The 16,135-nt window shown below is 67.6% G+C and carries 20 protein-coding genes and 1 riboswitch; of the genes, 7 read left to right on the top strand and 13 right to left on the bottom strand.

The window, feature by feature from the left end; translation table 11 throughout:
• From OYT95_RS13065 to OYT95_RS13055, 3 genes are all read right to left on the bottom strand, one after another.
• Positions 1 to 636: a TetR/AcrR family transcriptional regulator gene (locus OYT95_RS13065; protein WP_268791635.1), complete on the bottom strand. Its 636-nt coding sequence runs from the start codon at positions 634 to 636 to the stop codon at positions 1 to 3.
• Between the two features lie 42 nt (positions 637 to 678).
• Positions 679 to 2,571, bottom strand: a complete 1,893-nt coding sequence (locus OYT95_RS13060) for a glycoside hydrolase family 15 protein (protein WP_112301317.1) — start codon at positions 2,569 to 2,571, stop codon at positions 679 to 681.
• Positions 2,572 to 2,663: 92 nt separating this feature from the next.
• A complete protein-coding gene (locus tag OYT95_RS13055) occupies positions 2,664 to 3,551 on the bottom strand; it encodes a sigma-70 family RNA polymerase sigma factor (protein WP_268791634.1) in 888 nt (295 codons plus the stop codon).
• Between the two features lie 105 nt (positions 3,552 to 3,656).
• On the opposite strand from OYT95_RS13055, the gene OYT95_RS13050 reads away from it, so the two are divergent.
• Positions 3,657 to 4,421 (top strand): SDR family oxidoreductase, encoded by a 765-nt coding sequence (locus OYT95_RS13050; RefSeq protein ID WP_268791633.1) that lies wholly within the window; start codon positions 3,657 to 3,659, stop codon positions 4,419 to 4,421.
• On the opposite strand, the gene OYT95_RS13045 is transcribed toward OYT95_RS13050, so the two are convergent.
• The 3 genes from OYT95_RS13045 to OYT95_RS13035 are packed head-to-tail and all read right to left on the bottom strand — an operon-like array spanning position 4,406 to position 5,713.
• Positions 4,406 to 5,320, bottom strand: a complete 915-nt coding sequence (locus OYT95_RS13045) for a SigB/SigF/SigG family RNA polymerase sigma factor (protein WP_268791632.1) — start codon at positions 5,318 to 5,320, stop codon at positions 4,406 to 4,408. The genes OYT95_RS13050 and OYT95_RS13045 overlap by 16 nt on opposite strands.
• A gap of 43 nt (positions 5,321 to 5,363) precedes the next feature.
• Positions 5,364 to 5,510, bottom strand: a complete 147-nt coding sequence (locus tag OYT95_RS13040; RefSeq protein WP_167344068.1) for a hypothetical protein — start codon at positions 5,508 to 5,510, stop codon at positions 5,364 to 5,366.
• A 59-nt stretch (positions 5,511 to 5,569) separates the two neighbouring features.
• Complete coding sequence (locus OYT95_RS13035; protein ID WP_268791631.1) at positions 5,570 to 5,713, bottom strand: hypothetical protein; 144 nt, start codon at positions 5,711 to 5,713, stop codon at positions 5,570 to 5,572.
• Positions 5,714 to 6,025: 312 nt separating this feature from the next.
• On the opposite strand from OYT95_RS13035, the gene OYT95_RS13030 reads away from it, so the two are divergent.
• Positions 6,026 to 6,352 carry a MerR family transcriptional regulator gene (locus tag OYT95_RS13030; protein ID WP_112301313.1) on the top strand — a complete coding sequence of 109 codons (327 nt, stop codon included), beginning with the start codon at positions 6,026 to 6,028 and terminating at the stop codon, positions 6,350 to 6,352.
• 15 nt (positions 6,353 to 6,367) lie between these two features.
• On the opposite strand, the gene OYT95_RS13025 is transcribed toward OYT95_RS13030, so the two are convergent.
• Positions 6,368 to 6,751 (bottom strand): hypothetical protein, encoded by a 384-nt coding sequence (locus tag OYT95_RS13025; protein WP_112301312.1) that lies wholly within the window; start codon positions 6,749 to 6,751, stop codon positions 6,368 to 6,370.
• 240 nt (positions 6,752 to 6,991) lie between these two features.
• Here OYT95_RS13025 and OYT95_RS13020 point away from each other — a divergent pair, with 240 nt between their 5' ends.
• The 3 genes from OYT95_RS13020 to OYT95_RS13010 all read left to right on the top strand — a co-directional run bounded on the left by OYT95_RS13020 (position 6,992) and on the right by OYT95_RS13010 (position 8,939).
• On the top strand, positions 6,992 to 7,300 hold the full coding sequence (locus tag OYT95_RS13020) for a MerR family transcriptional regulator (protein ID WP_037241504.1): 309 nt from the start codon (positions 6,992 to 6,994) through the stop codon (positions 7,298 to 7,300).
• Between the two features lie 416 nt (positions 7,301 to 7,716).
• On the top strand, positions 7,717 to 7,944 hold the full coding sequence (locus OYT95_RS13015) for a hypothetical protein (protein WP_112301311.1): 228 nt from the start codon (positions 7,717 to 7,719) through the stop codon (positions 7,942 to 7,944).
• A gap of 29 nt (positions 7,945 to 7,973) precedes the next feature.
• Positions 7,974 to 8,939, top strand: coding sequence for a hypothetical protein (locus OYT95_RS13010; protein WP_037241497.1), 966 nt, complete (start codon positions 7,974 to 7,976; stop codon positions 8,937 to 8,939).
• 63 nt (positions 8,940 to 9,002) lie between these two features.
• Here OYT95_RS13010 and OYT95_RS13005 read toward each other — a convergent pair whose 3' ends face one another.
• From OYT95_RS13005 to OYT95_RS12985, 5 genes are read right to left on the bottom strand one after another with little or no spacing between them, the layout of a single operon-like run.
• Positions 9,003 to 10,166, bottom strand: a complete 1,164-nt coding sequence (locus OYT95_RS13005; RefSeq protein WP_128639976.1) for an epoxide hydrolase family protein — start codon at positions 10,164 to 10,166, stop codon at positions 9,003 to 9,005.
• Between the two features lie 56 nt (positions 10,167 to 10,222).
• The gene (locus tag OYT95_RS13000) at positions 10,223 to 10,573 is read right to left on the bottom strand and encodes a hypothetical protein (RefSeq protein ID WP_037241490.1); all 351 of its coding nucleotides are present in this window, start codon (positions 10,571 to 10,573) and stop codon (positions 10,223 to 10,225) included.
• A 49-nt stretch (positions 10,574 to 10,622) separates the two neighbouring features.
• Positions 10,623 to 11,450 (bottom strand): LLM class F420-dependent oxidoreductase, encoded by an 828-nt coding sequence (locus OYT95_RS12995; RefSeq protein ID WP_268791630.1) that lies wholly within the window; start codon positions 11,448 to 11,450, stop codon positions 10,623 to 10,625.
• A gap of 41 nt (positions 11,451 to 11,491) precedes the next feature.
• Entirely contained in the window at positions 11,492 to 12,295 is an 804-nt protein-coding gene (locus OYT95_RS12990; RefSeq protein WP_005244499.1) for a hypothetical protein, read from the bottom strand.
• 48 nt (positions 12,296 to 12,343) lie between these two features.
• On the bottom strand, positions 12,344 to 12,658 hold the full coding sequence (locus OYT95_RS12985; RefSeq protein ID WP_009477809.1) for a DMT family transporter: 315 nt from the start codon (positions 12,656 to 12,658) through the stop codon (positions 12,344 to 12,346).
• Between the two features lie 10 nt (positions 12,659 to 12,668).
• Positions 12,669 to 12,730: riboswitch (guanidine-III (ykkC-III) riboswitch) on the bottom strand.
• Positions 12,731 to 13,502: 772 nt separating this feature from the next.
• Between OYT95_RS12985 and OYT95_RS12980 the strand changes: the two genes are divergently transcribed.
• Complete coding sequence (locus OYT95_RS12980) at positions 13,503 to 14,219, top strand: response regulator transcription factor (protein ID WP_167344067.1); 717 nt, start codon at positions 13,503 to 13,505, stop codon at positions 14,217 to 14,219.
• 80 nt (positions 14,220 to 14,299) lie between these two features.
• Positions 14,300 to 15,682 carry a sensor histidine kinase gene (locus tag OYT95_RS12975; protein ID WP_268791629.1) on the top strand — a complete coding sequence of 461 codons (1,383 nt, stop codon included), beginning with the start codon at positions 14,300 to 14,302 and terminating at the stop codon, positions 15,680 to 15,682.
• 3 nt (positions 15,683 to 15,685) lie between these two features.
• On the opposite strand, the gene OYT95_RS12970 is transcribed toward OYT95_RS12975, so the two are convergent.
• Positions 15,686 to 16,111: an HIT family protein gene (locus OYT95_RS12970; protein WP_174233860.1), complete on the bottom strand. Its 426-nt coding sequence runs from the start codon at positions 16,109 to 16,111 to the stop codon at positions 15,686 to 15,688.
• Positions 16,112 to 16,135: the final 24 nt, after the last annotated feature.

The raw sequence follows: 16,135 nt of genomic DNA, 5'->3' as shown, positions 1-16,135 counted from the left end.
TCAGGTCTGATCGGTGACCAGCGCGATGAGCATCGTGCTCAGGACGTCCACCAGGACCGACGCAGACGGTCGGGGGGAGGCGGTGCTCCAGTGGTGGGCGAGGTCGTTGACCGCCCCGATGAAGGCGATCGACACCATCGCGAACCGCTCGGGCGGGTCGACGACGCCGCCGTCGATCGTGCGGGTGACGGTCTCGAAGAGTCGCGCCCACTGCGTGCGGCGCTCGAGTCGGTACTGCTCGACCCGGGGGCCCGCCCCGACCACCTCCACGAAGATGATCCTGGCCCGCCGCTCGTCCGTGCCGACCGATTCGATGTACGCCGTCATGACGGTGCCTGCGACGGTCCGCGGATCCCGCGAGGGCGCCCGGTCGTTCGCGGCCAGGACCGCGTCCCGGGCCTCGTCCTGAATCGTGTCGTAGAGCGCCAGGAGGATGTCCTCGCGGCTGCCGAACACCTCGTAGAACTGGCGACGCGACAGTCCGGCCCGGGCGCAGATGTCGCTGATCGAACTGCGGGCGTACGTCTTCTCCGCGAAGACCGACAGGGCGGAGTCGAGGAACCGTGCCCGGCGGGCCACGCGACGTTCGGCAACCGGTTGGCCGCTGTACGTCCGATTCGACTCTGCTCGGGACACGATCTCAGCCTACGGTGACGGGACGTCGGATCCCGTCCGGGCTCACATCAGTTCCCGCATCCGCTCGTGGAGGATGATGCGACCCGCGGCCTCGATCAGCGCGAGGTGGGAGAACGCCTGTGGGAAATTGCCGAGATGGCGGCCGGTGCTCGTGTCGAACTCCTCGGCGTACAACCCCAGGGGCGAGGACACGCTGAGCAACCGCTCCATCAAATCGGTTGCCTCCTGCACCTGTTCGACCACGGTCAGTGCCGACACCAGCCAGAACGAGCAGATCAGGAAACTGCCTTCCTTGCCCGACAACCCGTCGTCGGTTTCACCGGTGCGGTAGCGCAGGACGAATCCGTCCTCGGTGAGATCGTTCGCGATGGCGTCGACGGTGGCGCGCAGGCGTTCGTCCCCGCGAGGCAGGAATCCGAACACCGCGGCGAGCAGGGTCGACGCGTCCAGCGCCTCGGTGTCGTAGTGCTGACGCAGCACCCCGTTCTTCACCCCGTGCTCGAGGATGTCCGCGCGGATCTCTTCGGCTGTGGCACGCCAGGTTTCCCCGGCCGAGCGATCGCCGCGGATGCCCGCAATCTTCGACGCCCGGTCCAGTGCCACCCAGCACATCAACTTCGACGACACATAGTGCTGCGGTGCGCCCCGGGCCTCCCAGATCCCCTGATCGGGGTTGCGCCACACCGCGGACGCGCACGTCGCCTGCTGCTGCACGAGCGGCCACAGCCGGCGGGGGAGCCGCTTGCTGCGCACCGTGTGCAACAGGATCGAGTCGAGGACGGCGCCGAACACGTCGTTCTGCCGCTGGTCGAACGCCCCGTTGCCGATGCGCACCGGGCGCGCCCCCGCGTAGCCGGACAGGTCGTCGCGGGTCGACTCCGTCAGGTCGCGGGTGCCGTCGATTCCGTACATGATCTGCAGTGCGCCATCGCCGTTCGACTCGAGGTCGGCGACGAACTGCATGAACTCGTCGGCCTCCCAGTCCAGATTCAGGTAGTGCAGCGCCTGCAGTGTGAACGTGGAGTCCCGCATCCACGTGTACCGGTAATCCCAATTGCGTTCGCCACCCGGGGTTTCCGGTAGGGACGTCGTGAGGGCTGCGACGGTGGCGCCGGTCGGCATGTACGTGAGTCCCTTGATGGTCAGGGCCGACCGCTGGATCGCCTCCCGCCACCGGTGGTCGGGGAAACGTGCGTGGCTGAACCAGCGCCGCCAGAACGCCGAGGTTGCATCGAGTTGCGCAACAGCCTCTTCCGTCGTTTCCGGCGCGGCGAGTCCCGCAGCCCACGACAGCGCGCAGTACAGGGTTTCACCTTTCTCGAGCACGTGGCGGGCGCGAACCCGCCCACCCTCGATGCCGAGCGCCATGTCCGTCCGCAGGCGCAGGGTCCGACCCGCGCCGCTCGCGTCGGCGGTGTGCCGATCGCCGTCCACGAGAACCCACTCCGCCGGTGTGCGTCCGTAGTCGAACACGGGCTCGCACACCAACTCCACCTCCACGCTGCCGTCGAGGCAGGTGACCGTGCGGACCAGCATGTGATCGGCGTCCTCGTCTGCAGGCGGTCGTGTGTGGGGAGTGACGGTGTCCTCGCCGCGGCTCGGACCCATCGTCAGCGCGCTGCGCACGGTCACCCAACCGGTCGGCGTGTTCCACACCACCGAAATGGTGTTGCTTCCCGGCTCGTACTGCCGGGACGCCGGAACATTGAGCCCGAACGGGCCGATCCGGAACATCCCCGCCTCGCGGTCGAGGAGGGAACCGAACACGCTGGGCGAGTCGAACCGGGGCACGCACAGCCAGTCGACGGAACCGTCCGGTGCGATCAGCGCCCCGGTGTGGCAGTTCGAGAGGAAGGCGTAGTCGGCGATCGGCGGGAACGGCGACGGCGCGGCCGCGCTCTGAGGTGGGGCATCGTCGTCCGAGGCAGTGGTCACGTTCGCGCCCCTCTCCGCGCAGTGTCGGCAACCTCCATGCTGCGGGTCGGGGCGCGCAGGGGCATCACCCGGTAAGGGTGACCGGGGTCCCTTCAGTCACCGAGGACCGCGAGATCGAGTCGGCCGACGCGATCGGGTTTTGCGATGACGTCGATCTCGGTGATCCTGCCGTCCTCGATCGTGAACGCCAGCACCAGGTGCAGCCGTCCGTGGAGAGCCATCACGAGTCCGACCGACCCGTTCACCAGGGCGATCTGAGTGAACCGGGCCCGTTCCGAGGAGGCGAGCGCGCCCTTGGCCACGACACGGGAACCCCGGATCACGAGAGGTGCCGGGGTGGGGCCGACAGCCGGATCGGCCCGGAGCACCACGTCCGGATCGAGCAGGGCGACCAGAGCGTCGAAGTCGCCGCCGCGGGTGGCGGCCAGATAGGCGTCGACGACGCGGCGCTGGCGGTCCAGATCCGCCGTGTCCGGGGCAGGCGAGGCTCCCTTGACCCGTCGCCGGGCCCGGCTGGCGAGTTGCCGCACCGCAGTGGAGGAGCGACCCACAATGGGTGCGACGTCGTCGAAGGGCACGTCGAACATGTCGTGCAGCACGAACGCGAGCCGTTCGGCCGGGGTCAGCGTGTCGAGCACCACGAGCAGTGCAAGACCGACCGAGTCGGCCAGCATCGCTTCGTGTTCGGGATCGCCACCGTCCTCGCGGCCGACGACCGGGTCGTGCGCCTGCACGTCGAGAGGTTCCTCGCGCCGCTGCTCGCGTGAGCGCAGCACGTTCAGGCATACCCGCGACACCACGGTGATCAGCCAGGCCTCGAGATTGTCCACGTCGCCGGTGTCGGCGCGGCTCATGCGCAGCCACGCCTCCTGGACGGCGTCGTCGGCCTCGCTCACCGAGCCCAGCATCCGGTACGCGACAGCCCGCAGCCGGGGGCGGTGTTCCTCGAAACGCTCCGTCAGCCGATCGCGGTCGTCCACCGTGTCACATTCCTTCCTCGCCGCGTGTCCTAGCAGTAGATCCACCGAAAACCAGCTGTCGAGACCGGGAAACCGAGTCCCGCACCCAACGAATCTGGAGAGATCATGACATCACCCATTCTGATCACCGGCGGTACGGGCACGCTGGGACGTCAGGTCGTCCCACTGCTGCGGGCGACGGGACGGGACGTGCGCGTTCTCAGCCGGCACGGCCGCGAGCCCGGCGACGGCGTCGAGTACGTGACCGGTGACTTGTTCGAGGGCAAGGGAATAGAGCCTGCACTGGAGGGGGTCGAGACCGTTCTGCACCTGGCGGGCGGCCCCAAGGGGGACGAGGTGGCGACGCGGAACCTGGTGGAGGCCGCCTCGCGCGCCGGGGTGCAGCACCTGGTGTACATCTCGGTGATCGGCGCCGACGGAGTTCCGCTCGGCTGGTTCGGATCCAAGCTGGCCGCGGAACGCGCGGTGGCCGACTCGGGTGTGCCGTGGACGACGCTGCGCGCGGCCCAGTTCCACGACCTGGTGCTGGCCATGCTGCAGAAGATGGTGAAACTGCCGGTGATCCCGGTCCCGGGCGGATTGCGTTTCCAGCCGGTCGACTCGGGGGAGGTCGCGGCGCGTCTGGTGGAACTGACGCTCGGCGCCCCGGCCGGCCTGGTTCCCGACCTGCCCGGGCCGACCGTCTACGGAATCGCCGATCTGATGCGCGGATATTTGCAGGCGACCGGACGGCGTCGGCCGATGATGCCGGTCCGGATGCCGGGAAAGGCCGGCCGTGCGTACCGAAACGGCGCGAACCTGTCACTCGACGTCGCAGCGACGGGCAAGCGGACGTGGGAGGACTTCCTGGCCGCTCACGAGAGCATCTGACCCCCGGCGTCGGCGAGTTTCCCGCGCAGGTCCGCCAGGGTCTTGGACAGGAGCCGGGACACCTGCATCTGCGAGACACCCACCCGAGCGGCGATCTGCGACTGGGTCATGTTGCCGAAGAAGCGCAGAACCAGCACGGTGCGTTCGAGGTGGGGAAGCGATTCCAGCAGGGGCGCGAGGACCACGTGGTCCTCGACGTGGGCGAGGGCCGGGTCGACGTCGCCGATCGTCTCCGACAGCGGTCGTTCGTTCTCGCCGAGCGGGAAATCGGTGGAGAGGGTGCTGTACGCGTCGGCGACCCGGAGCCCCTGCACGACTTCGTCCTTGTCGATCCCGACGGCCTCGGCCAGTTCGCTCGCCGTCGGGGCGCGTCCGAGTGTGGTGGTCAGTTCCGTCGTCGCGTTGGTGAGGGAGAGGTGCAGTTCCTGCATGCTGCGCGGGACGCGCATAGCCCAGCCCGTGTCGCGGAAGTGCCTGCGCACTTCGCCGGTGATGGTCGGCACGGCGTAGGACACGAAGTTCGCTCCGCAGCGGGCGTCGAAGCGGTCGACGGCCTTGACCAGACCGAGGCGGGCGACCTGAATCAGGTCGTCGAGTGGTTCGCCGCGACCGTGGAAACGCCGGGCGATGTGTTCGGCGAGCGGCAGGCAACGTTCGATCAGCCGCTGCCGCAACAGTTCGCGGCGGGGGTCGGAGGCGGAGAGCCTGCCGATGGCCGCGCACTGCGCGGGCACGTCACGGTACTGGTCGCGCTCGCGGCGCCCGGCCTCCGGGCGTTCCGCCCGGCGGTCTTCCGCTGCGACATCCGGCGCAGGCATCGTGCGATGCGTCGGCGTCGTCCTCGAGGGGATGCGACGGATTTCGCAGGATGGTGCGACGAGCTGGGTGGACACATTCATGGCTCTGCCCTTCTCTGACCTGCCGGCATCGGCAATGGCGTCGCTATTCGACGAGTGCGGGGGAGGTATCGGTGGCCTCGTCGGCGAACATCGCCTCGATCCGGGCCTTGATTTCCTCGGTGCTCATCGTTGCTCCGCCTCGCGAGGCAGTAGTGGTGGCGGAAGCGTGGGATGTGGAGCTAGCGGGCATGAGCGCTGTGTCCTGTCGGGTGCGGAGGGTCGGGGTGGAAAAGGTGGCAGGGCCGGCCGTCAGGTCGGCAGGGACGAGAGGAGAGTGAGCGCGCTGAGCGCCAGCGTGGCGATCAGGCCGCCGGCGATCGCTCCGCCGCTGCCTGCGCCGAGAACGAGGACTTCTCCGTCAGGGGGAGCGTTCTGCGCGTTGTGTGTGGTCATCTGTTCTCCTTGGTGCCCACCTCGTGGTGAGAACTTATCTGCGTTGAAGAATATAGATTTGTTCTACAGTCCTAGCGTAGGAAGTTCAAGCGGAATCGACAAGATTGCTGCTCGAGGGGCGATCACCGGACGGGGAACTGGACCAGGACGACATCAGGCGAGGCCGTGTGACCTACCGGGCCGCCGAGATCCAGGCGACCGAACTGCGGGACGGCAGTGCATGTATAACGAAGCGAACCTGTACCCCCTGCGGCACATTGTGTCGTCCGGGCCTTGCTAAGATTGATGCGCCCTGAGAAGAAGGGAGATCCGGTGACGTCCTCTCAAGTGCCCCTTCGTTCGCAGCGGGGTGTGTACGGGATCTCGGTAACGTCGGAGCTGACGGGTATCGGGCCGCAGACGCTGCGCTTGTACGAGCGGCGAGGGTTGATCACACCGACTCGCACGGGCGGCGGAACACGCCGGTACAGCGAGGAGGATGTCGCCCGCCTCCAGAAAATCACCGAACTCGTCGCGGCCGGTGTCAATCTGATCGGAATCGGTCAGATCCTTCAGCTCGAAGCCGAGAACGCGATCCTCGCGGCGCGCAACGCCGAGCTGGAGCTGCTCGTGCAGTCCGAGGTCCCGGGTCGCGCCTGAGCCGCGCTGACCGGCTCAGCTCGCAGACTGGTCGTTGGTGGGGTTGAACTCGTCGAACGATGCGTCGGCCGACTGCCATTTGCCCTCGGCCCGGATGTCGGCGAATGCCAGGTCGAACGCGTCGACGAGCCATGCGTGCTCGGCGGCGGCCAGCAGTTCGTCGGAAGTGCCGTCGGCGGCGCCCTGGTACAGGCTGACTCGCCATTCGGACGTGTCCTCGGCGGCGTCGGTCAGTCCGTCGGCCGCGTTGGATGCGAGAAGGTAGCGGTTGTACTCGAAGTCGACCCGGATCGCGTAGCCCGTACCGGTGTTGACGACGTTTGCCGGTCGCTGGGTGGCCGCGGCGAGCGCAGTGAGGGCGTCGCGGTAACGATCAGCGTGTTCCTGAGTGCGGGGCACCGTCTTCTCGTCTCTGGCGCTGAGGCCGTGGCACTCGCGGCCACGACACCTCCACGAACCCTGCCGGGGCGGCCGCGGTTCGTGTTCGGTTCGGATCCGAGATTACGTCACCCGGTCCTGGTCCTCGCCACGGCCGAGCCGTCATGATGGGCGGAATATGTAAAATCTATATCCCTAGTTATAGATTCGTTTCATTCGTTTGTTAATATCAGGTGTTCCTTAAGCAGAAGGGAGCCTGTTGTGACCATCGACGCCCTACCCCGCTCATGTCGCGGGGTCTACGGAATTGCGGTGACGTCGGAGTTGACGGGCATCGGCCCGCAGACTCTGCGGCTGTACGAGCGTCGCGGATTGCTGACCCCGGCCCGGACCAGTGGCGGCACCCGCAGATACAGCGAAGACGATCTGGTCAGGTTGGCGCGCATTGCCCAGCTCATGGAGGACGGAGTGAACGTCCCGGGCATTCAGCGCATTCTCGCGCTCGAATCCGAGAATGCGGATCTGGCGTCCCGGTTGGAAGGATCGGAGCGCGGCTCGGCCGGAGAGTGATCCGTCAGGCCGGCGTCCGCCTCCGGTCTTCTCGGGAAACGGGATCCCGTGGGTGTGTCATCCGCGCTGGTCCTGGTGGTTTCGGTACGCGGAATCCTGGCGTCGGCCGATTCACATGCTTCAACGGGTTGACCTTTACTGTCGAGTAGATAAGATGAAATCTGTATCCGCCAGAGCAGATAAGTTGACGACCCGAACGAGCCGCACACGTACGAGCATGTGACGTTGCGGCAGGGAGAGAACAAGCAATGGCCGAACGAGACACCGCCCGTGCAGTCGATGTCGTCAGCGCACTACCGCTGTAAATCGCGAAACCCGGGCCCTGCACGAAGGCGCCGACAGCGTCGTCCGGCGAATGCCCTCTCGTGTACGCCCCGACTCTGGTCCGCATTCGACTCCAGACGGGAAATCGAACCATGACCCTTGCCCACAATGCACTCCGCACCCACGCGCCCCGGCACGCGAAGAACCAGCAGGACGAGCCCGACCGTCGTTTCTCGCTCGGGACCGCTCTCGTCGCTGCGCTCGTTGCCGCCGTGCCCGCGATGTCCGTGACCGGATCGGCGGTCCTCGCGGCCGTCACCGCTGCAGCCGTTCTGGTCGGAGTCCTCCTCGCTGCGTATCTCATCTCCAGCCTGATCTGATCGCACCCCACGAACCGGAAGGACACACTATGACCCTCACCACCGTCCCCACACTCATCACCCAGCTGCACGCCGTACTCGATCTGACCAACACCGAAATCCAGGTCGCCGAAACCCGCGTCGCGCAGGCGCGCACCGAGGCCGTGCGCCGAGAACTGACCGAGAACGCCGAGAACGGACGCCTCCGCGCAGCGGCGATCGAACGCGCCATCCGCGATCTCGGAGGAGTGCCGGAGATCGTCGGCCCGCTGCTCGGCCGGCTCGCAGCGGCGCTGAAGGCGATGGCGGAACAGGCGCAGCCGTTCGACGAGGCTCTGCTCGGCGACCTCGTCCTCGAGCACCAGCTGCTCGACCGGGCGCGGTACGTGAAGGCCCTCGCGACCACGGCTGGGAAGCAGGACGTCGTCCGGTTGGCCGATCGACTGGTCACCGCGCACGCGGCGACCGTCGACTGGTTGACCACGGTGCTCGCGGAGGAGGCGCTCGGCGGACCGGCGGCATTGCGACGCACCCCGTTCCAGGCGGCGACCGGTGCCACGATCCGGCTGATCAACGTCCCCGTCTCGTGGTCCGCGCGCGGCATCGACCGTGCTCTCGACACGGCCCGCACCACCCCGCCGATGCTGAGCGCGTTGCTCGGGCGAGGCGCCCACGCGGGCGACGTCGCGGTGAAGACGCTTGCCGCCTCGCGTGATGCCGCCCTCGAAACGGCCGAGCGGGTCACTCGCGACGAAGGCGCCGACGGAATCGCCGATGCGATTCATTCCGCACGCACCGCCGGCGGCGTCCTGGAGGCGGGCGAACTGCCGATCGCCGACTATGACGACCTCAACGTGTCCCAGGCCGTCGCCGCGGTCAAGGAACTGACCGATCCCTCCGACGTGCGCACCGTCGTCGCCTACGAGGAAGCCCACAAGGACCGTCAGGGTGTGGTCTCCGCGGCCCAGACGCGGCTCGCCGGTATCGCCCAGGAGGTTGCCGGTATCGGCAACTGACGCAACACCATCGACGAACTCGCCGGTCCCGCTGCTCGGGGCCGGCGCTTCGTCGTGTCCCGCTCAGCGGAGTCCGGCGAAGAACTCCCGGATGTCCGCGGTCAGCGTCTCGGGCTCTTCGAGTGCGGCGAAGTGACCGCCACGGTCCTCGACGTCGGTCCATCGCGTGATCGCGTGTTCCTGTTCGGCGTAGCGGCGGATGCCGACGTCGTGAGCGAAGACGATGACCGCGGTCGGGATCCCGGACGCGGATTTTTCGGCGCCCCAGGACGATTCCTGCGCGTAGCCGACATACGCGGACGACGACGCGGTGTCGGAGAGCCAGTACAGCATGACATTGGTGAGAAGTCGGTCGATGCCGACGACGTCGTGGGGGAGCGCCTCCCGGGGATACGTCCATTCGCGGAACTTGTCGACGATCCACGCGAGCTGACCCACTGGCGAATCGGCAAGCGCGGCACCGAGAGTCGCGGGTCTCGTGGACTGGATGGAGATGTAGCCGAACTCCTCGGACATGAACCGGGACACCCGGTCCAGGCGGTCCCGTTCCAACGGTGACAGGCTGGACCGCTCCGCCTCGTCCAGCTCGTGGAACGGAACTCCGACGTTGCCGTTGAGATGCACCCCGACCACCGCGTCCCGGGCGATGCGGGCGACCTCGGGGGAGACGGCCGCACCGATGTCCCCGCCCTGGACCCCGTAGCGGTGGTAGCCGAGCCGGCTCATCAGCTCTGCCCACGCGGTAGCGATACGGCTGGTGTCCCAGCCCGGTTCGCGGACCGGTCCGGAGAATCCGAATCCGGGCAGCGACGGCACGACCACGTGGAACGCGTCGGCGGGGTCGCCCCCGTGCGCCGCGGGGTCGGTGAGGGGTCCGATCACGTCGAGGAACTCGACGAAAGAACCCGGCCAGCCATGGGTGAGGACGAGGGGCAGGGCGTCCGGTTCGGGCGAGCGCACGTGGAGGAAGTGGATGTTCTGCCCGTCGATCTCGGTCACGAACTGCGGGATGGTGTTGAGCGACTTCTCCTGAGCCCGCCAGTCGAACTCGTCGCGCCAGTACGTGACGAGTTCGACCAGGTAGGACGTGGGCACACCGCTCGCCCAGTCGTCACCGGGGAGGGGTGTGCCGAACCGGGTGCGCGCGAGGCGATCGGCGAGATCGTCGAGTTGCTCCTGCGCGATGTCGATGCGAAACGGACGGATGGTCTTCGTCGTGTCGGTCATAGTGAGCACGCTACGAAGGATTGAGGACAGTTCGGGTCCTCGATTGCGAAGCCGGGTCAGCAGGCCCCGGTCTTGGCGGCGTCGTAGGCCTGGATCATCTGGTCCTTGCGGTCCTGCGGAGCGTCCTTCCACTCCGGCGTCTCGGCCGACTGGGTGAAGAGGTCGTCGAGGGCCTTCGTGCGGTCGAACGTCTCGCCGCTCTGCTGCGCGCGAGCCTCCGCGCCGTTCGCGTACTGGAGCAAGCCTTTGCACAGGTCAGCGACTGCAGGCAGGTCCGCGGAGGACGCCTCGGTGGCCTCGGTCGTTGCGCTCGCCGGGGACTCGGCCTCGGTGGTGGCCGATTCGGAACTGCACGCCCCGAGCAGCAGGGCAGCAGGGATCAACAGCGCAACGATGGTTCGTGTCATGCGAAATACATACCAGAGGCATCGGTCGGCTGCTGTCGGCCGGTCGGTCCTATGCACGAAGCGGCAGTAATCTCGCGAGCTGCCGGGCCACCTCGTCCGGCTCCTCACCCAGTTCGCTCACGACGACGTGATCGGCGCCGGCCGCGAGGTGGCTGTGGACCCGCGCGACGATCGCGTCGGCGTCGCCCCAGGCGACCAGGTCGTCGACGAGCCGGTCGCTCAGCCCCGCGATGTCGTCGGCGCCGAAACCCATCCGCACGAAATTCGTGGCGTAGCCGCCCACCCCGGACAGGAAACGGAGCGGTACGCGGGCGGTGTCGCGGGCCTGCGCGGCGTCGGTGCCGAGGACCGTCATCAGCGAGACGACGAGCGTGGCGTCCGGACCGAGGATGCGCCGCGCCTCGGCGGTGTAGTCGGGGGTGACGAGGAGCAGGACGGCCCCCGCGGCCCTCTCCCGCGCGAGTTCCAGCTTGCGCGGGCCCAGCGCGGCCAGAATCCGTCGCTCCGCCGGCACCGGCGGAGCGGACCGGTCGAGCCTGTCGAGATACTCGTTCAACCCCCGGAGCGGCCGGGGGACCTGCGGGCCGCCCAGTCCGACGACGAACCGGTCCGGCGCCGTGGTCTGTAGATCCGCATGGAGCTGTGCGACGGCCTCCGACTCGTACACGTCGACCGGGATGATGCCGGTCGCGACAGGTATCGAGTCCGTCGCCCGGACGACAGCCGTGATCCGGTCCAGGCTGTCGATCTGACCGCCCCGCAACCAGATCGCCGAATAGCCGAGGGATTCCAGCCGGGCCGCCTCATCGAGATACGTCTCGTCCGGTGTGATGTTCAGTGAGATGCCGACGGGTCCGAGGCCTTCGATGCGAGTCATGACCCGACCGTAAAACCTCGAGTTACGTTCAGGTCAAGGGATCAGGCGGGCCCGAGTGTGTAGTCGACGCCCGGGCGGTCGCCCTTGCCCTTGAGCCAGCGGCCCGGCAACTTGCCGGCGAGATCGCCGAGCGGCCCGACCGCGGCACTGAGAATCCCCACCGTTTCCTGCAGCAGGTCGATGCTGGCGCTCATCCGCTCGAGGTTGGGCGCCAGCGCCGTCAACGTCTCGGACAGCGCGACGATCTGGTCGAGTGGGCCGCCCTCGGCGATGAGACGTTCGAACGCGCCACCCTCCGACAGCAGGGTCTCGAGGATGCCGTTCTCGGCGAGCGCCCGATCCACGAGTCCACCCGGCGCCGTGAGCCGCTCGACGGCGCCGTCCTGCGCGGTCAGCCGTTCGAGCGGTCCCTGCTCGGCGGTGAGACGGTCCAGCAGACCGTCCTTCGCGAGAAGCCGTTCCAGGGTGCCGTCCTCGGCGAGCACTCGGTCGAGCGGGCCGTCCTTGGCGAGAACCCGCTCGAGCGGGCCGCCCGGCTCGAGCAGCCGTTCGAGGGTGCCGCCCTCCGAGGTGAGACGGTCGACGGGACCACCCGGAGCGAGCAGGCGGTCGAGCGGACCCCCCGGCTGGAGGGCCTGCCCGAGCGGCCGGTCGTTGGCCGCGAGCGACGACAGCTGGCTGATCACCTGCAACGGGCTGCCCTGGGTGCTCATCCCCGTGACCACGCCGGTCCCGGCGACCGCCGTCCGGACGGTCACCAGGCTGGCTTCGGCGATTCCGAGACCGACATCGGCCGCCGCGAGACCGACGCGCACCGGGAGGGTCATCAACGACACCAGGTTCATGGAATTACTGTAACCCGCGACACACAAGCATCGAGTGTCACGATCCGGTCAGTGCAGAACCTTCAGTCCGACGACGCATCCCACGATGCCCAGGATCAGGAGGATCTTCACCAGCGAGGAACTTTCGGCGCCGGTCACCATCGCGAACCCGACCGTGAGGGCTGCGCCGATGCCGACCCAGACCGCGTACGACGTTCCGATGGGGAGACTGCGCATCGCGAACGCCAGACCCGCCATGCTGAGAATCAACGCGACGCCGAAGACGACGCTGGGTCCGAGTTTGGTGAAGCCTTCCGACCGGCCGAGGGCGGTGGCCCAGACGGCCTCCAGGATTCCCGACAGCACAAGCACGATCCACGCCATGACAAACCTCCGGGCACCGTCTTGTCGCTGGCCGGGTACGGTGCGCTCGTCCGGATGTCGTGTCGACGATTTCCACGGTACCCAACGGGGCGCTCCGCGCCCGTGAGTGGTGAGCGAGTACACACACTCCTCCGGCGCGCACGGGCGCGAATGCGCCGAATATCTCGCAGATCGATGTCGCCTCATTTATTGTCGAGCGAAACAGTGAATTCTGTGCATATACCACGGAAGATAACGAGGCACATCATGATGCTCGGACTGCTCGCCGCAATCAACAGCGCATTCACCCTCGGACTCGCCAACACGATCGGAACGTTCGGTGGAGTGGTGCTCAACCTGAACGTCGTCGCCTGAACTTACTGCCTGTCAAGACAACTCCACTCCCGCAACCCCGCTGTCGGATCGACAGCGGGGTTGTCACGTATGCGACGCCCGGAGACGCCGGCACGCGGAGCGCAACTTTCCCATCCTTGCTCATGCGCCGAGAATTTCGCCCCTTTTTCGGCGAAGAAGAATGGGTGATTTTATTCAGGGAAATTGCTCGCGTGTGTCGCCGCTAATTCTCCGGAGTTGACCTAGTGTCATCCGCAACGCGCACGGACAGCGCGCAACCACCCCTTCCCAGGGGCGACGATGGAGGTCATGATGCTCGGACTGCTCGGGGCACTCAACAGCGGCGTCACACTCGGCTTGGCCAACACGATCCTGACGTTCGGCGGGGTAGTACTCAACCTCAACATCGTGGTGAACTGACGAGCGGAATCCCACCCGCACGGGCCGGCGGTACCGGCTCACAGGAATCTCCCAGGAAACCTACAGCGACGATCCAGCGTCACGAGTGATGATGGGTTCCGTGAATGAGAAGCCTGTCGAAGCCCGCGTCCTCGTCGTCGACGACGAACCGAACATCCTCGAGTTGCTCTCCGTGAGTCTGCGATTTCAGGGATTCGAGGTGGCGACGGCGCCGACTGGGGCCGAGGGACTCGACACGGCCCGCACGTTCCGGCCCGACGCCGTCATCCTCGACGTCATGATGCCGGGAATGGACGGATTCGGGCTGCTCAAGCGGCTGCGTGCCGACGGTGTGGACGCTCCGGTGCTGTTCCTCACCGCGAAGGACGCGGTGGAGGACAAGATCAGCGGCCTCACCCTCGGCGCGGACGACTACGTCACCAAGCCGTTCAGCCTCGAAGAAGTGGTGACGCGGCTGCGCGTCATCCTGCGGCGGGCCGGCAAGGTGTCGGTGGAGGAGCAGTCCGCCCGCATCAAGTTCGCCGACATCGAACTCGACGACGACACGCGGGAGGTCTGGAAGGCGGGCGACCTGGTGTCGCTCTCGCCGACGGAGTTCACGCTGCTGCGGTACTTCATGGTCAACGCAGGCACCGTGCTGAGCAAGCCGCGGATCCTCGACCACGTCTGGAACTACGACTTCGGCGGTGAGGTCGGGGTGGTCGAGTCGTACGTGTCCTACCTTCGTCGGAAGGTCGACACGGGCGAGACTCCGTTGATCCACACCCTCCGCGGGGTCGGCTACGTGATGCGAGAACCGCGGCGATGACCGCGCCCGCGGCTCCTCGGGAGCCGGCCGAGGCGGTCGCCGCTGTCTCGAACAGTCCTGCGCGACGGTGGATTCGCGCGATGCCGCTGCGTATCACCCTCGTCGGCGCCGTGCTGCTTCTCTCGGCGCTCGGGCTCCTCGCATCCGGTGTCGCGGTGACGTCGGCGCTCGAGAATTCGCTGACCAACCGCGTCGATCACCAGTTGCACGACGCGGCGCAGGGGTGGGCGAAGCCCGGCAAGTCGCGCCCCCTGCCGCCGCCGGACGAACCGAACCCCGGCCGCCCGCCGAGCCCGTTCTACGTCCGCACGACACTGGCGAACGGAACGGTTCTGCGCGAGATCAACGACGAATCCGTTTCTCCCGCACTGCCCGAGGACCCCGCGTCCGGGCCCGAGACGGTCGGTTCCACCGACAACTCGGACGTGCGGTGGCGGGTGCTGACGACCACCGCGCCGGACGGAACCGAGACCACCGTCGCGATGACGCTCACCGAGAACGACGAAACGGTGAACCGGCTGATCGTCCTGCAACTCATCATCGGCGTGGTCGTGCTGATCGCGCTCGGAGTGGTCGCGTACTTCGTGGTCCGGCGCAGTCTTCGCCCCCTCGTGGAAGTGGAGGAGACCGCCGCGGCGATCGCCTCGGGCGACCTGCACCGGCGTGTTCCGGAACGGGACGATCGTACCGAGATCGGTCGACTGTCCGTGGCGCTCAACGGAATGCTCGCCCAGATCCAGCACGCGTTCGCCGCCACCGAGGCGTCGGAGGAATCGGCGCGCCGCTCCGAGGAGAAGATGCGGCGATTCGTCGCCGACGCGAGCCACGAACTGCGCACCCCGCTCACCACGATCCGCGGCTTCGCCGAGCTGTATCGACAAGGCGCGATGACCGACACGGAAACCCTGATGAGTCGCATCGAAGGCGAGGCGTCGCGGATGGGGCTCCTCGTCGAGGATCTCCTCATGCTCGCCCGGCTCGACGCCCAGCGTCCCCTCGAGACCCGGCCCGTCGACCTGCTGTCGGTGGCCTCGGACGCCGTGCACGGCGCACGCGCCGTCGCCCCCGACCGGTCCATCGCGCTCGACGTCCGTCCCGGTCCCGGGACCCCGGAGGTGATCGGTGACGAGGCCCGGCTGCGGCAGGTCCTCGGCAACCTGCTCGCCAACGCCGTCAAACACACCCCCGCCACCGCAGACGTGACGGTGCGGCTGAGCACCACCGAACGCAGCGTAGTGCTCGAGGTGGCCGACACCGGACCGGGACTCAATGAGGAGGACGCGGCCCGGGTGTTCGAGAGGTTCTACCGCACCGACGCCTCCCGCACCCGGGAGAGCGGCGGCAGTGGCCTGGGCCTGTCGATCGTGGCGGCCCTGGTCGCCGCCCACCGCGGGTCGGTGACCGTCGACAGCCGGCCCGGCGAGGGTGCGACGTTCCGGGTGGAACTGCCGCGGTCGAGCTGACCGTCAGTCGGGGACGTTGTCCGCGTGGCCGAGTTCGCGCAGCGCTGCCTTGAGCTTCGCCTGCGCCTCGTCGAGCGATTCCTGGGACGGGTTCTGCTCGGCGTTGCTGATGTTGAAATCACCGAGGTCGTAGGCCGGGAACACGTGCACGTGCAGGTGCGGCACCTCGAGGCCCGCGATCAGCAGACCCGCCCGCGGCGCGTCGAACGCGGGGCGGACGGCCTGCCCGATCGTGCGGGCGACGTCCATGACCTTCGTCCAGATCTCACCGTCGACGTCCTGCCACTGGTCCACCTCCTTGCGGGGTACGACGAGGGCATGGCCCTGCGTGACGGGGGCGATGGTGAGGAACGCGACGACGTCCTCGTCCTCCCACACGAAACGTCCGGGCAGATCTCCGTTGATGATGGCGCTGAATACAGATCCCATGGCCGCCATTATGCGGCTTCGCCC

It is taken from the genome of Rhodococcus sp. JS3073, from assembly GCF_026810085.1.
GTDB lineage: Bacteria > Actinomycetota > Actinomycetes > Mycobacteriales > Mycobacteriaceae > Rhodococcus_F > Rhodococcus_F wratislaviensis.
The sequence above is the reverse complement of the archived record's forward strand: the minus strand, read 5'-3'. Positions and strand labels throughout refer to the sequence as shown.

Coding starts and splice junctions, on each gene's coding strand:
- OYT95_RS13035 (WP_268791631.1), bottom strand. CDS start 5,713: ATGACCACACACAACGCGCAGAACGCTCCCCCTGACGGAGAAGTCCTC.
- OYT95_RS13050 (WP_268791633.1), top strand. CDS start 3,657: ATGACATCACCCATTCTGATCACCGGCGGTACGGGCACGCTGGGACGT.
- OYT95_RS13000 (WP_037241490.1), bottom strand. CDS start 10,573: ATGACACGAACCATCGTTGCGCTGTTGATCCCTGCTGCCCTGCTGCTC.
- OYT95_RS13045 (WP_268791632.1), bottom strand. CDS start 5,320: ATGAATGTGTCCACCCAGCTCGTCGCACCATCCTGCGAAATCCGTCGC.
- OYT95_RS12975 (WP_268791629.1), top strand. CDS start 14,300: ATGCCGCTGCGTATCACCCTCGTCGGCGCCGTGCTGCTTCTCTCGGCG.
- OYT95_RS13005 (WP_128639976.1), bottom strand. CDS start 10,166: ATGACCGACACGACGAAGACCATCCGTCCGTTTCGCATCGACATCGCG.
- OYT95_RS12995 (WP_268791630.1), bottom strand. CDS start 11,450: ATGACTCGCATCGAAGGCCTCGGACCCGTCGGCATCTCACTGAACATC.
- OYT95_RS13015 (WP_112301311.1), top strand. CDS start 7,717: ATGACCCTTGCCCACAATGCACTCCGCACCCACGCGCCCCGGCACGCG.
- OYT95_RS12990 (WP_005244499.1), bottom strand. CDS start 12,295: ATGAACCTGGTGTCGTTGATGACCCTCCCGGTGCGCGTCGGTCTCGCG.
- OYT95_RS12970 (WP_174233860.1), bottom strand. CDS start 16,111: ATGGGATCTGTATTCAGCGCCATCATCAACGGAGATCTGCCCGGACGT.
- OYT95_RS12980 (WP_167344067.1), top strand. CDS start 13,503: ATGGGTTCCGTGAATGAGAAGCCTGTCGAAGCCCGCGTCCTCGTCGTC.
- OYT95_RS13040 (WP_167344068.1), bottom strand. CDS start 5,510: ATGCCCGCTAGCTCCACATCCCACGCTTCCGCCACCACTACTGCCTCG.
- OYT95_RS13010 (WP_037241497.1), top strand. CDS start 7,974: ATGACCCTCACCACCGTCCCCACACTCATCACCCAGCTGCACGCCGTA.
- OYT95_RS12985 (WP_009477809.1), bottom strand. CDS start 12,658: ATGGCGTGGATCGTGCTTGTGCTGTCGGGAATCCTGGAGGCCGTCTGG.